We start from the raw sequence: 13986 nt of genomic DNA, 5'->3' as shown, positions 1-13986 counted from the left end.
TCTTAGCTGTTTTTTCTTTTTTGAACTTGTACAATAAATTCTTTTTCATACTTCTTACCATTTATATAGAAATTCCCCCACATTTTATACGTGCCCTCGGCAGGAAATGTAATCCGGTATTGTAATTGCTCATCCGTATCTACAGGCATAGCGTATAAAAAGTTCTCCTTCGTTTCATCCACGATATAGAGTGACTCTACTTCTCCTCTCTCTGAATGTAATTTCAATTTTTCACCCTTTTTCGCTTGAAACTGAAATGTTAACGTAACTGGTTCATTCGGATGTAATGCGCCAAATAAAAGAGAAATTTCATACTCTCCTATTTTTTTTGTAAGTACACTGTCGATTGGAAATTTCACTTTTTTCTTATTGTTCTCCTCTTTCGTTCTACCAAAATCTTTCCTAGCGAATGACTCTACGGACTTATTTTTATCTTCGTATAAAAATATTGTATATTCTTCGTCTTTCGCTATTTTGGAAGATAACTTATATGACCCGTTCCCTGCAAATGTAGGTTTAATTTGTTGTATGTGTTTTAACTGTCCATCTACAATCACTGCCCGAATTTGATCATTTAAACCACGAATTTCATTATTCTTTTTGTTTAACAACTGAAATACAATATCTACTTTCTCATTTCCCTTTCCATTTGACACATCCCACTTTACTTCCTGAACATCTCCTACAGTCTCTTCGTTTTCTTGATATTTTTTTATGTAAAATCCTCCTGCCACAATAAGTACTAACGCAATAAGCCCAATGACAAGATTTTTCAAAACATCACCTACCATTTTTATTGTCTCTGTTCATACAAAACTTCTTAAGGTATATATTCTAGATTATGATTTATGAAATCCTCCTATTTTGCACATATTACAAATAATAAAAAGATTTTAATTGAAAGGATTCGTAGTGTATAATGCAAATGATATTGATTTCTATCAATACATTATAAGGAGGACTTTTCATGAGTGTACATATCGAAGCAAAACAAGGCGAAATCGCTGAATCTATTCTATTACCTGGTGATCCATTACGTGCAAAATATATCGCTGAAACATTTCTAGAGGATGTTACTTGCTATAATAACGTACGTGGTATGTTAGGTTTCACTGGAACTTATAAAGGAAAACGTGTATCTGTTCAAGGTACAGGTATGGGTGTTCCTTCTATTTCTATTTATGCAAACGAATTAATCCAAAGCTACGGAGTTAAAAATTTAATTCGCGTTGGAACTTGCGGTGCAATTCAAAAAGATGTAAAAGTTCGTGATGTTATTATCGCAATGACGGCTTGCACTGATTCTAATATGAACCGTTTAACATTCCCAGGATTTGATTTTGCACCAGCTGCAAACTTTGATCTTTTAAAGAAAGCTTACGATGCTGGAACTGAAAAAGGATTACACGTTCGTGTCGGTAACGTTTTAACAGCAGATGTGTTTTATCGTGAAAGCATGGACATGGTTAAAAAACTTGGAGATTACGGTGTATTAGCAGTAGAAATGGAAACAACTGCTCTTTACACATTAGCAGCGAAATACGGTGTAAATGCATTATCTGTATTAACAGTTAGCGATCACATCTTCACTGGCGAAGAAACAACATCTGAAGAGCGTCAAACTACATTTAACGAAATGATTGAAATCGCTTTAGATGCAGCAATTCAACAATAATACACTAAAGAACTTGTCATACGTCTGGCGAGTTCTTTTTATGTGACTTTTTATAAATAACCATTTTATAAAGAGACAGATTTCTCCCCTCTACTTTCTTGTAACGTTTGTTATAATAAAGTGAAACTTTAATCAGTGGTTTTCTTTTCCATCCCCCACTGATTATTAGTTGAACCAATCAGGATTTTACGGGCAGTTGATCTCCCGCCTAACTCCCTTGTATTCGCCGAATTTTGAAATGGGAGTCTTATTGCCCGTTAAAGCGGGATAAAGAAATTATTTACAGTATTTCTCATAAGAGGTGACGCAGTGAAAAACAGAAGTATCGTCTTTAAACTATTTTTATTAACATCCACTTTATTTACAATCATATTCCTACTTTTTTTCCTAGGACAATCTCTATTTTTAGAAAAATTTTATATTAACAAGAAAGTAAAAACAGTCCAAACTGCTTTTGAAAAATTCGTAGATAATTATGACAAAAGTGATAAAAGTTATGAGAAGGTTAGAAAACTAAAACAAGAATTTCATGATAAAACAAATGCCGATATGCAGTTTTTGGATTCTAACGGTATTATTAAAAGTGATAACAATTACTATATCGATGTATTTAATCCCAACAATAATAAACAGTATTCCATTCCACTCAATAATCTTTTAACACCAGAAGAATATAATAAATTCGAAAATTTAGGTTTAAAAAAAGATGTAATAATTAATGTTGATGGAGTCGTACAAGAGAATAATATAATCACACCACAAAAATTAGGAACGAATTATAATCAATGGCAAAACGAACATTTCTATTCGGATTTTCAGTCGATTAATGGTAATCCTTCCAAGAATAGACTTGCAAGCCGATACAAATCTACAACTCGCATCGTCTTTACAGGTGTTATAACTAAGTTACAGCTCCCATCAAAAGCTGAGGTTCGTCTTGCAAATGATATTGAAACATTACAAGCCGTTCAATATTTTGCAGATATTATTAGAGATGGCACTTCTAACTCGGACCAATTAAAAACGTTCATATTAGATGGTGGCGAAAATATAAAAAATAGTATCTTTGTAAAACCGATTATAGAAAACGGAAAGATTACAGAATATGCTTTTGCGATAGCATCTTTACAGCCCGTTAATGAAGCGATGCTCGTTTTAAAAGACTATTATGTTTATGCCTTAATCATCGTGTTTCTCGTTATTATTTTGTTATCCTTCTACTACTCAAAAATCATTGTTAAGCCATTAATTAAAATAAATCGTGTTACAAAAAAAATGGCTAATTTTGATTTCAGCGAGAAATTACCTGTTACAGCTGACGATGAAATTGGCGGGCTTTCTGGCAGTATCAATACATTATCTGTAAATTTAAAAGATCGAATCGATCGATTAAATGTCGCTAATACAAAGTTACAACAAGATATTGAACGTGAACGTCAATTAGAAAAAACAAGAAAAGAATTCATTTCTGGCGTGTCACACGAATTAAAAACACCACTGAGTGTAATTAGAAGTTTTGCAGAAGGAATTAAAGATGGTGTTAGTAAGGATACTTCGTATTATACTGATGTTATTTTAGAAGAAACAGAAAATATGAACAGGCTGATTGTTGAAATGTTAGAATTAGCAAAGTTGGAATCTGGTACTTACAAACTAGATATGACGACGTTCTCAATCGGTGAATTAACGCAACAAGTCTACACAAAATTATTATTTAGCATGGAAGAAAAACATTTACAAGTGAATGTCTATGCAGACCCTTCTATACTTGTTAAAGCAAATCGCAGTCGTATTGAGCAAGTAGTTGTGAACTTACTAAGTAATGCAATCCGTTATACGCCAGATGGAGAAAAAATACAAGTCTCTATTATAGAAGCAGAAGATACCGTAAAAGTCGAAATCGAAAATACAGGAAACCCTATCCCTGAAGAAAGTCTTGAAAAAATTTGGGATCGCTTCTATCGTCTAGATGCATCACGTAGCCGTCACACTGGAGGTACCGGTCTCGGATTATCTATTGTAAAAAACATTTTAGACCTCCATCATGCCGAATACGGTGTGTATAATACGACTAACAGTGTTGTATTCTATTTCAATTTACAAAAAGTAAAAGAAGTCAAATAATTTGTCTTAATTTCACTAGGAGTTCACATGAAATTCACACTCTCCCTTTATAGTAAGAAACAAGTTAATCCTTTCCTTTACACATATAAAAGAGGAGAGTGCGTGAAATGAAACAAGCAGGACAACCTATTCAAAATGAAAAACAATTAGAAACTATCAAAAATATACTTTTACAATCTTCGAAACGTGATGGCTTATTATTCGTATTAGCTGTAAATTCTGGCTTAAAAGTAAGTGAAATCTTACAATTAAAAGTTAGTGATGTAATCGATGAAAATGAAAATGTTCGCCATTCCATTTTATTTTACAATGAAAAAGTGAAGAAACATAAATGGTTTGCTGTAAATGAAGACTTACAGCACGCAATCGAAGACTACATGAAAGAACGTAAAACTTGGAAACGTAATGAACCATTGTTAAAATCTCAAAAAGGAACAAAATCTATTACGAGACAACATGCATGGTACATTTTAAACAAAGCTGCAAAAGAAGTTGGATTAGAAGGGATTAGCTCACATACACTTCGAAAAACTTGGGGTTATTGTGCATACAAATCAGGTGTTGATATTGCATTTTTACAACACTTCTTTGATCACAGTACTCCATCAAAAACTTTAAAGTATATCGGTATTGCTTAATAACTCTTATACATAAAAGAGGTTACCATTTGAAAATTTGGTAACCTTTTTTATATTTCATATTCTCTTTTCTTGTCTCTCCTATACTGTAGTGGTACTCTAATACTAAGGGGGAGAAATTATGAACACACTTACAATTGAATTACCAAAAGAAACGGCTGAAAAACTTGATTTATTAAAACAAGCTTATGAAAAGAAAACAGGTGCTTCTATCTCTGAGAGCACTCTCGTTCAAACACTTATCTCAAAAGAATTTATCCAGGCGATAACTCCTTTTGATTTACAACAATTTGTCAACGGAAAAGAACAGCATTAATGCTGTTCTTTTTTTATCTCTATTTAAAATATACAAAGTTTTTTATATATTTTTAGAAAAACCATTGACAATGATAATGATAACCATTATCATTTATTATGAAGCCAACAATTGATGAATCAACCAAACGCTCAGTAACATTGTTACCCCTCTTTTTCATATAGAAAGGCACTGTACATTCCCCCTGTTTGTACAGTGCCTTTCTTGTTTATTATCATTCAAAAAAATTTAATTGCTCCGGCTTCGGCTCACCATATGTAATGTTCATCATTTTCATAAGCTGTTTCGCATTATCTGCTGCATCCCCACCTGAATTGTTGTTAAACAGTACGTATATATCCTTTGTTTTCTTTTTTAATTGCTCTAGTCGTTCAACCCATTCTTCCAGTTCTTTATTGTTGTAGCGATATAAACAGCGAACCGCTCTCCAATTTTCCCCTTTATCAAGCCAACCATGAACATTTCGACCGTGAAAACGTATTAATGCCATGTCTGAATTCGTAACCTCTAACACGAGTGGCACAGAACCTATCCCAGCCTGTGGTTCATCACAAATTGTATGAACCCATTTCTCCTGTTCTAGAAACTGTAACGTCTTATCTCTCATTTCTGGATAAAACCATGTTTGATTTCGAAATTCTATTGCACATGGTAAACCTTCCATTTTTTCTTTCGTATATCGAATAAAATCTACATTTTTCTTTTTGCAATCAAACCATGGTGGATATTGAAATAAAATTGTTTTTAATTTATCAGCTTCTAATAAAGGAAGAATAGACTGTTTATACACATCAAACATCTCATCGAACGTAGAAAAAGGAATTTCACCTTTCATATGTCCTGTCATTCCTTGATACGCTTTTACGACAAAAGAAAAATCTTTCGGCGTTTCCATTGCCCATTTTATATAATTTCGTGCAGGTTGCATCGCGTAAAATGAACTATCCACTTCCACAATAGGAAAATACTCGCTATATGTTCGTAATTTATTTCTATTTTCATAGGAATCTATGTATAAAGAATTATGATCTCCCCATCCTGTCACTCCAATGAACAGCACATATATCCCTCCCTTTTTAACTTCATCTTCTATTCACTTTCCAAACACTTTGCATCATGTAGCCTTTTCTTTAAGAGTATCCTTATAAAAATATGATATACTATATGGAAGAATTTTTAAAATGAGGGGTTATTTATTTATGCTTCCAAACGATGCTACTGTATCTCATGAAAAACGAATTGAAGAACTAGAAAATAAAGTACGTTTTTATGAAGAACTTGTGAATCAATTACCACATCATTTCACATACAAAAATCCACATATTGGTTTACGAATAAAGAAAACCAGAACAACTCATTCCATTCAAGAAATACCAAAAGAAAATAAAGAAGCTAATTTTCAACTTACTTGTGATTCATTATTTTTATTTGAACAACTTGAAAAACACTTTGTTCATATTTTTGATGCCTTTTCACATCATGTAACCTTTGTCGATAGTAAAGGGAATATTACTTTATGTAATCAAGTTGCCGCAGATGATTTCGGTGTAATACGTAATGATATTATTGGAAAACCAATTCAACAATTACTAAACTTGCCGGAAGAAAAAATTAAAGCAATTGAAACATTAAGAACGGGAACAGAAATATATAATGAAGAAGTTTTAGACAAAAATTACGGTATTATAAATAACCGAATTATTCGTGATTATAACGGTGAGATTTTTAGAGTTATTAGTGTCTTTCATTATTTAAATACAGAACGTGATGCAGAGAAGTTTTCGTTAGCAGGGCGAATCGCAGCTGGAATTGCACACGAAGTACGAAATCCTCTTACAACAGTACGAGGATACTTACAATTTTTACAAGAAAGCGTTTCTACATCAAATCAAGAGTTATTTAAAAACTTGCTTATCCCTGAATTAGATCGTGCAAATAATATTATTACAAAATTTTTAGCTGTTTCAAAAACACGGGAATTTACAAGAGAACCGTTTCCGATCAATACATTTTTACGTGACTATATTGAACAGTTACTAGCTAGTGAAGTCTCCTTGCATAACATTTCAATTGATTATAACTTCTCTAATGAATTAGATGATATTTTAGTCAATATTGATCGACATGAACTTGTTCAAGTGTTTTTAAATCTATTTCAAAATGCCGTCGATGCTCAAGGCGACAAACCTCTTTCTATTCAAATCACTAGTTATCGCCTTGATAACTTCGTTCGGATTACTTTCACAGATAATGGAATTGGTATTCCTCCAGCTATTCAAGAATATATCTTTGATCCATTCTTCTCAACGAAGGATTCGGGAACAGGACTAGGCTTGTCAGTAACAAAAAAAATCATCCAAAATCATAATGGCACATTAAAAATGACTAGTAATGAAGATGGTACAACTTTCACTATTTCAATTCCAATCTTACCTAAAACAACCCTTGAAAAATTAAATCAATGTAAATAAAGGACTAATCCACGAACTACATGCCAATTGTTAAACACTCCCAACAATTAGCATGTAGTTTTTTATGTTGCACTTTTCTTCTTTACATTATATAAACCTTTCTCTATATCTTACTTATTTCTTTCTAGGTGGGCCAATTTCTTATTTTTTTAGAAATGGTAGTTTGTCCATCACGAATTTAGTATAAATTTCATTTTAATATATAGTAATGACTAATAATTCTATGAAAGAAAAGAATGAAAAGATGAACAATAAAAATAAAGGAAAAGTATTTTATGGTAATGATTGTTGCGAAGTAAGAGCATGTAGCCATATTAACATCCCTAAGTCAGAACTTACAGAATTTGTTAGACTTCTTCAAGCTCTTGGTCAAGCTATTCTAGTTCAATATGGATCTGGTTGCCTAGGTGGAGGAACTACGGGGACTACTGGTGCTCAAGGGCCTCAAGGCGCTCAAGGACCTGCGGGCGATACAACTGCGACACTATCTGTCTTCCGAATTTACTAACCACAATTTCCGATAATATTTTGGGAGGACTAAGCACATTTATAAGTAATAGGTTTGCTTTTGATTGTCTATTAAATCTCTCTTTTAATAAAAAGGAGCACTTATTTGGGAGGATAAGTGCTCCTTCTTTACGTTTCTTTACCTCAAATTTACTCTATCTTAATCCTCATTTTGTATGATAAATAATGAAGTCAAAGATATGAAAGAGGGATGAAAAATGAGAGTTATGTCACTGATACGCATTTGGATTGCTCTTATGGTATGCATTATTTTATGTGTAGGATTTTTTTTAACTCTAAAATACTCCACTATTTCAAAAGCAGAGAGAAAAACAGTTCCATACAAACTTTTGTATACGAAACAAAACGACATCCCTTATTCCAATTCCACAAATAATGAAAAAAAAGTTATAAAAGGAATGCTTATTACGAAAGCTTCTAATTACGAAACTCTACTTCAAATTGCTGAAACGATTAAAGATCAGTATACAAATAAAGGAATTGATGAAATCACGCTGTCTATCCATAATGAAAATAATGGTAGTTATGAAGAAGAATTACCTTACGAACCGATTAGTAAAGGAAAAATAATCGTCACATACGATTCTCAATCCTTTGGCAGTACGAATATTACTCTTAATGAATAGTAGCATTTATCTCACTCATTATGAGCGCACTTTATTTTTCACATGAGAAAGAGGCGAATAATGAAATTCGCCTCTTTTTTCACCATAATGATGGAATCCACTCTTTCACTTTATCAAACCACTCTTGCTGTTCTTTTTTCCTTTGTTGTTCCTCTTCTTGCCTTCTCTTTTCTTCTTCTTTTCTTCTCTTTTCTTCTTCAATTGTTTGCAATTGTTTTTTATAGTCCGCCTCAGATATTAACGACAATTGGAACGCTTTTTGGGCTGGGTTTACATTTGCTTTTTTCATGATGTCCCGGAACATCGTCGTCGTAATTTGACTACCACCTGGCACATAATGCTCGCTATCTGTTTTGTCATATCCCACCCAAATCGCACCTACTAAATCTGGTGTGTATCCTACAAACCACGAGTCCTTCGCTCCTACACTCGGACCATTTACAAGTTGAGTAGTCCCTGTCTTCCCTGCTGTATCAACATTATTAACTTTCGCTTTTTCACCTGTTCCCTTTTCGACTACACCTTTTAATAAATACGTCATCTTTTGAGCAATTTTTTCACTCGTCACTCGTGTCTCTTTTTTATACCATTTTCCTATTATTTCTCCTTCAGCATTTTGAACTTCTCTAATTGCATGAGCCTCTACTTGAACCCCATCATTAGCGAATGTACTATATGCTTGGGCCATTACAAATGGAGATGTCCCTACATGCATCCCACCTAAAGCAATTGGATACGTACGGTCTTCTGGTACTAATGGAATACCAAATCGCTCTAAAGATTTCAATCCTTTATCTAATCCTATTTGCTCTAATAACCACACAGCAGAAACATTATACGACTTTGCTACCGCTTCATACATTGTCACATTACCATGAAAAGCCTGATCACTATTTTTAGGTTCATATTCTTTAATATGAAATGGTTCATCCTTTAATATATCGTATACTTCATACCCTTGTTCTAAAGCGGGTACATATACAGCTAGAGGCTTTAATGTTGAACCTGGCTGTCTTTTTAATTGCGTAGCATGATTAAATTGTAAAAACTGATATGGTCCTCTCCCGCCAACTAAAGCTGGAACACCGCCTGTTTTGGGATTTATAAGGACTACACCCGTTTGCATAAGTTGATCTGAGCCACTATCTTTGAAATAACTATCATTATTCACAACATCTTCTACAGCTTGTTGTTTTTTCGGATCCAGCTCAGTATAAATACGATAACCACCTGCTAAAATTTCATTTTGTGTTAATTCATACTTATCCATCGCTTCCCTAACTATATAGTCTACATATTGGGAGTATTTACCTTTATATTTATCATCAACCCCACGTTTTAATACAAGGCCTGACTCTTTTTCTTTATTGTATTGCTCTTCAGAAATATATCCTTGTTCCTTCATTAAACTTAATACGACATTACGTCGTTCAATTGATTTATTAAAGTTTTTATAAGGCGAATACGCAGACGGCGCTTTAATTAAACCCGCGATCGTTGCAGCTTCTGAAATTGATAAATCTTTTACCTCTTTATCAAAATAAGATTTAGCTGCCCTCTTTATCCCCCAAGCACCTTCCCCAAAATAAATTTGATTCATATACATTTCAATAATTTCATCTTTTGTATAAGTACGTTCTATTTTTTTCGTTAAAAAGTATTCCTTTATTTTACGAGAAAATGTACGATCTTGTGTCAGAAATACATTCTTCGCAAGCTGCTGTGTAATTGTACTTCCCCCTGCTACAACTTCTCCTGCTGTAATATTTTTAAAAACTGCACTTATAATTCCACTATAATAAATACCATGATGGTTAAAAAATTCCTTATCTTCTACTGCAACAATTGCCTGAACCATAATATCAGGAATATCTTTTCTTTTAACGCCTTCTGTTTTCGAAGAAGCTAATTTAGTTGCGACCTCATTATTTGCATCATAAATTAAAGTCGGTTGTGGAACAGCTTGTTTTAATTCAGATATGTCTTGAATGGAAATTATTATATTTACAGCAATAAATATAGTAACGAGTACACTTCCCAATACAATTAATGAATTACGAAGTTTCTTCCTCTTATTGAACCACTCAAGCATTTTTTTAAAATGAGTGTTCTTCAATTTCATTCGTTCACTTCCTTCATTTATTTACACTCTTCTTTTTAAAAGGAAGAATATACCGCCTTTTAAATTTATTATAATAACGTAGTCATTCCTATAGTGTAAAGCTTTTCTTTTACATTCATACTTTTTGCAAGAAAAGGACATTCTACAAGTAAGATATTCACTATTGGATATTAATATTATTAATAGAACAACGAGAGTTATGTTAAGTTTTTGTAAACTTTTCGATAAAATGTTTTAAAAAACGACAGTTTTTTGTTAGAATTGATTAGCCAATATATTTTACATATATTACTTTTGTGGGGGTAACAATAATGGTCTTTAAATCAAAAAAAGATAAATTTTCTGAAATGTTAATGAATGTTTCCGAAAATTTAAAAGAAGGCGCGCAATTTTTCGTGGAGTATAAAATTAAAAATGCTAGCGATTTAAAAGAGTTTTCTATGCGCATGAAAGAGTATGAGTCAAAAGGTGACTCATTTATTCACGAAATCATTATGGAGCTAAACAAAGCGTTTATTACTCCGATTGAACGTGAGGACATCCTACAACTTGCAATGAGTATGGATGATGTATTAGACGGATTAGATCACAGTGCTGGTCTGTTCGAAATGTATTCTATTACAGAAGCTGATGAATACATGATTAAATTCGTAGAAGCAATTAATCAATGTGCAATTGAAATTGCAAATTCTGTTGAACTACTGTCTAAAAAGAAGTTAGTCGACATTCGTACGAACGCAATCAAGATTAAGGATTACGAATCACAATGCGATGATATTCGTCGTCATGCGATTAAGCACTTATTCTCTCGTGAGAAAGATCCGATTAAGATTATTCAATTTAAAGAGATTTACGAAGAGCTTGAAGAAGTAGCTGATAGCTGTCAAAGCGTTGCAAACGTATTAGAAACAATTATTATGAAGAACGCGTAAGGAGTTTGATCATGGATACACTCTTGATACTGACCGTTTTAGTAGTCATTTGCGCTTTAGCTTTTGACTTTATCAATGGATTTCACGATACAGCAAACGCTATTGCAACGGCTGTTTCAACGAAAGCTCTAAAGCCTAGACATGCAATTATTATGGCAGCTATTATGAACTTTTTAGGTGCAATGACATTTACAGGTGTAGCAAAAACGATTACAAAAGATATCGTTGACCCATTTGCTTTACAAAATGGTTCTCTTGTAATTTTAGCTGCTTTACTTGCGGCGATAGCATGGAACTTAATTACTTGGTACTACGGTATCCCAAGTAGTTCTTCGCATGCAATTATTGGCTCAATCGCAGGTGCAGCCATTGCTGCTGCTGGTATTAGCTCATTAAACCTTAAAGGATTCATTAAAATTCTTGAAGCTTTAATTATTTCACCAATTATCGCTTTCGTTATTGGTTATATCGTATACAGTATTTTTAAAGTGGTCTTTAAAAACTTTAACTTAACGAAAACGAACAAAAACTTCCGTATATTCCAGATTTTCACTGCAGCATTACAAGCCTATACACACGGTACGAATGATGCACAAAAAGCAATGGGAATCATTACGATGGCTCTTATGGCTAATAACTATCATACTTCTAGCGATATTCCGTTCTGGGTACAATTATCTTGTGCTATCGCAATGGGGCTTGGTACTTCTGTCGGTGGATGGAAAATTATTAAAACTGTCGGTGGACAAATTATGAAAATTCGTCCTGTAAATGGTGTAGCTGCCGATTTATCATCATCACTTGTTATTTTCGGTGCAACATTCATTCACTTACCGGTTAGTACGACGCACGTTATCTCTTCTTCTATTTTAGGGGTTGGTGCTTCTCACCGTGTGAAAGGGGTAAAATGGGGAACTGCAAAACGTATGTTAATTACATGGGTTATTACACTTCCTATTTCAGCTTCTTTAGCTGCTCTATTTTACTACCTATTACATTTTGTTTTCTAATCAAAAGTCGTCTTCCTTATTTTTCTAGGAAGACGACTTTTTTGTGAACAAGCCTATTTCTCATTAAAAAGCGTGTATAATAATTGGTGGATAAGTTATTTAGAGGAGTTGGCAATTTTGGAATACATCATGTTACTTTTCATCGGACTAATCGCCGGGACAGTCGGCAGCCTAGTTGGGCTTGGAGGCGGAATTATTATTGTTCCGTTATTAATTGGATTACACAGTTTATCACCACAACTTGCAGTAGGGACTTCTATGGTAACAGTCGTTTTTACAGGGCTATCTTCCACCCTTACTTATATGAAGCATAAACGAGTAGATTATAAAAGTGGACTTATTTTATTTATCGGAAGCGGCCCTGGTGGTATTATCGGATCATGGGCAAATAAATTTTTAAACCAAGACACATTTTCTTTATACTTTGGGGTTTTCCTTATATTCGTCTCAATTCTACTTATGCTTCGAGACAAATTAAAACCTCTTTCCCTCTCAAATACGTCTGTAATTAAGCGTTCTTTTACAGATAATGATGGAAATACTGTACACTACCAATTCCCACCGTTTCTTGCTATCTTTATTGCCTTTATAGTTGGGTTTATATCTGGGTTATTTGGAATTGGTGGCGGTGCCTTACTTGTTCCAGCAATGATGCTTCTTTTTGCATTCCCAGCACATATTGCAGTAGCAACTTCAATGTTCATCGTATTTCTATCAGCAATTGTAAGTTCTGCAACTCACATCTCACTTGGAAATGTCAGCTGGATTTATGCATTAATCCTTATTCCTGGTGCATGGATCGGCGGAAAAATCGGGGCTTACATTAATACAAAACTAAGTGGTAACGCCGTAATTAATTTATTACGTATTACGTTAATTATTCTTGGAACTAGATTAATCATTATTTCCCTTTTATAACGTATTCTTTTTAGAATGCGTTTTTCTTATACACATGAATATAAAAATCCTCCGAGGAGAACAAATAAAATTAAACAAACACATAATAACATATAATTTGAAATATGTACTTTCTTCAAGTTGACCACTCCTATAACTGCGACTGTTATCTTTATGATAGCGAAAAATTAGTTCACTTGCAGTTACAGAGTGCTAACAATGCAAAATCAATTATTACAAATTTTATCCTTATATTTCATTTCTTTGTATATTCTATCGATTTAATAAAAAAAGATGTCATATTGACATCTTTTTTAGTGAAGAAGTGACCATCCCATAAAGTCTTCATGTACTTGGCACGCCCTCTTATCATTTCGATCATATAATTCAGCATAACTATCTGTTTCTTCATCATAAGCCATCGTATAAATAATTTGGCCGTCTACTTCAACGGATAAAACGACTCCACCTTTCATCTCTTCTACATGAATGATAGCATTCGCCGGAATTCTCATATCCGTCATTCTCATCGCATCTAACAATATACTAAACCCCCTACAGCGTATTCATTGCTAGTACTATTACACACTAAATAGTATACTACTGTAATAGCATACATTTCGTCAATGAAATTGCTGTTGAAATAG

The 13986-nt window shown here is 33.4% G+C and carries 14 protein-coding genes; 10 read left to right on the top strand and 4 right to left on the bottom strand.

Translation table 11 applies throughout. The features are described 5' to 3' along the window. Positions 1 to 2: 2 nt before the first annotated feature. Positions 3 to 791, bottom strand: a complete 789-nt coding sequence (locus H6481_RS04505) for a hypothetical protein (RefSeq protein WP_182811098.1) — start codon at positions 789 to 791, stop codon at positions 3 to 5. 176 nt (positions 792 to 967) lie between these two features. Here H6481_RS04505 and deoD point away from each other — a divergent pair, with 176 nt between their 5' ends. From deoD to H6481_RS04485, 4 genes are all read left to right on the top strand, one after another. Continuing rightward, a complete protein-coding gene (deoD, locus tag H6481_RS04500; RefSeq protein ID WP_000110700.1) occupies positions 968 to 1675 on the top strand; it encodes a purine-nucleoside phosphorylase in 708 nt (235 codons plus the stop codon). 309 nt (positions 1676 to 1984) lie between these two features. Then, a complete protein-coding gene (locus H6481_RS04495; RefSeq protein ID WP_182811097.1) occupies positions 1985 to 3799 on the top strand; it encodes a HAMP domain-containing sensor histidine kinase in 1815 nt (604 codons plus the stop codon). A gap of 107 nt (positions 3800 to 3906) precedes the next feature. After that, positions 3907 to 4437, top strand: a complete 531-nt coding sequence (locus H6481_RS04490; protein WP_000806236.1) for a tyrosine-type recombinase/integrase — start codon at positions 3907 to 3909, stop codon at positions 4435 to 4437. 121 nt (positions 4438 to 4558) lie between these two features. Then, positions 4559 to 4753, top strand: a complete 195-nt coding sequence (locus tag H6481_RS04485) for a DUF3924 domain-containing protein (RefSeq protein ID WP_001094860.1) — start codon at positions 4559 to 4561, stop codon at positions 4751 to 4753. Between the two features lie 214 nt (positions 4754 to 4967). Here the strand turns inward: H6481_RS04485 and H6481_RS04480 are convergent, their stop codons facing one another. Next, positions 4968 to 5813 (bottom strand): DUF72 domain-containing protein, encoded by an 846-nt coding sequence (locus H6481_RS04480; protein WP_182811095.1) that lies wholly within the window; start codon positions 5811 to 5813, stop codon positions 4968 to 4970. Positions 5814 to 5952: 139 nt separating this feature from the next. Here H6481_RS04480 and H6481_RS04475 point away from each other — a divergent pair, with 139 nt between their 5' ends. The 3 genes from H6481_RS04475 (at position 5953) to H6481_RS04465 (ending at position 8378) form a co-directional block, all read left to right on the top strand. Continuing rightward, the gene (locus H6481_RS04475) at positions 5953 to 7224 is read left to right on the top strand and encodes an ATP-binding protein (protein WP_071714672.1); all 1272 of its coding nucleotides are present in this window, start codon (positions 5953 to 5955) and stop codon (positions 7222 to 7224) included. A 223-nt stretch (positions 7225 to 7447) separates the two neighbouring features. After that, positions 7448 to 7732 carry a hypothetical protein gene (locus tag H6481_RS04470; protein ID WP_063546928.1) on the top strand — a complete coding sequence of 95 codons (285 nt, stop codon included), beginning with the start codon at positions 7448 to 7450 and terminating at the stop codon, positions 7730 to 7732. A 217-nt stretch (positions 7733 to 7949) separates the two neighbouring features. Continuing rightward, positions 7950 to 8378: a hypothetical protein gene (locus tag H6481_RS04465; protein WP_182811092.1), complete on the top strand. Its 429-nt coding sequence runs from the start codon at positions 7950 to 7952 to the stop codon at positions 8376 to 8378. A gap of 79 nt (positions 8379 to 8457) precedes the next feature. Here the strand turns inward: H6481_RS04465 and H6481_RS04460 are convergent, their stop codons facing one another. Then, positions 8458 to 10500: a PBP1A family penicillin-binding protein gene (locus H6481_RS04460; RefSeq protein ID WP_182811090.1), complete on the bottom strand. Its 2043-nt coding sequence runs from the start codon at positions 10498 to 10500 to the stop codon at positions 8458 to 8460. Between the two features lie 311 nt (positions 10501 to 10811). Between H6481_RS04460 and H6481_RS04455 the strand changes: the two genes are divergently transcribed. The 3 genes from H6481_RS04455 (at position 10812) to H6481_RS04445 (ending at position 13360) form a co-directional block, all read left to right on the top strand. Next, positions 10812 to 11432 (top strand): DUF47 domain-containing protein, encoded by a 621-nt coding sequence (locus H6481_RS04455; protein ID WP_000231445.1) that lies wholly within the window; start codon positions 10812 to 10814, stop codon positions 11430 to 11432. 11 nt (positions 11433 to 11443) lie between these two features. Next, positions 11444 to 12442 carry an inorganic phosphate transporter gene (locus H6481_RS04450; protein ID WP_000380276.1) on the top strand — a complete coding sequence of 333 codons (999 nt, stop codon included), beginning with the start codon at positions 11444 to 11446 and terminating at the stop codon, positions 12440 to 12442. Between the two features lie 117 nt (positions 12443 to 12559). Continuing rightward, complete coding sequence (locus H6481_RS04445) at positions 12560 to 13360, top strand: sulfite exporter TauE/SafE family protein (RefSeq protein WP_053564902.1); 801 nt, start codon at positions 12560 to 12562, stop codon at positions 13358 to 13360. A 293-nt stretch (positions 13361 to 13653) separates the two neighbouring features. Here the strand turns inward: H6481_RS04445 and H6481_RS04440 are convergent, their stop codons facing one another. Further along, positions 13654 to 13881 (bottom strand): hypothetical protein, encoded by a 228-nt coding sequence (locus H6481_RS04440; RefSeq protein ID WP_000883009.1) that lies wholly within the window; start codon positions 13879 to 13881, stop codon positions 13654 to 13656. Between the last annotated feature and the right edge of the window lie 105 nt (positions 13882 to 13986).

The organism is Bacillus sp. ME78, assembly GCF_903970865.1.
GTDB lineage: Bacteria > Bacillota > Bacilli > Bacillales > Bacillaceae_G > Bacillus_A > Bacillus_A cereus.
The sequence above is the reverse complement of the archived record's forward strand: the minus strand, read 5'-3'. Positions and strand labels throughout refer to the sequence as shown.

Bases quoted from the DNA above. Each gene is read 5' to 3' on its own strand.
- H6481_RS04505 (WP_182811098.1), bottom strand. From the start codon at position 791: ATGGTAGGTGATGTTTTGAAAAATCTTGTCATTGGGCTTATTGCGTTA.
- deoD (WP_000110700.1), top strand. From the start codon at position 968: ATGAGTGTACATATCGAAGCAAAACAAGGCGAAATCGCTGAATCTATT.
- H6481_RS04490 (WP_000806236.1), top strand. From the start codon at position 3,907: ATGAAACAAGCAGGACAACCTATTCAAAATGAAAAACAATTAGAAACT.
- H6481_RS04485 (WP_001094860.1), top strand. From the start codon at position 4,559: ATGAACACACTTACAATTGAATTACCAAAAGAAACGGCTGAAAAACTT.
- H6481_RS04475 (WP_071714672.1), top strand. From the start codon at position 5,953: ATGCTTCCAAACGATGCTACTGTATCTCATGAAAAACGAATTGAAGAA.
- H6481_RS04470 (WP_063546928.1), top strand. From the start codon at position 7,448: ATGAAAGAAAAGAATGAAAAGATGAACAATAAAAATAAAGGAAAAGTA.
- H6481_RS04465 (WP_182811092.1), top strand. From the start codon at position 7,950: ATGAGAGTTATGTCACTGATACGCATTTGGATTGCTCTTATGGTATGC.
- H6481_RS04460 (WP_182811090.1), bottom strand. From the start codon at position 10,500: ATGAAATTGAAGAACACTCATTTTAAAAAAATGCTTGAGTGGTTCAAT.
- H6481_RS04455 (WP_000231445.1), top strand. From the start codon at position 10,812: ATGGTCTTTAAATCAAAAAAAGATAAATTTTCTGAAATGTTAATGAAT.
- H6481_RS04450 (WP_000380276.1), top strand. From the start codon at position 11,444: ATGGATACACTCTTGATACTGACCGTTTTAGTAGTCATTTGCGCTTTA.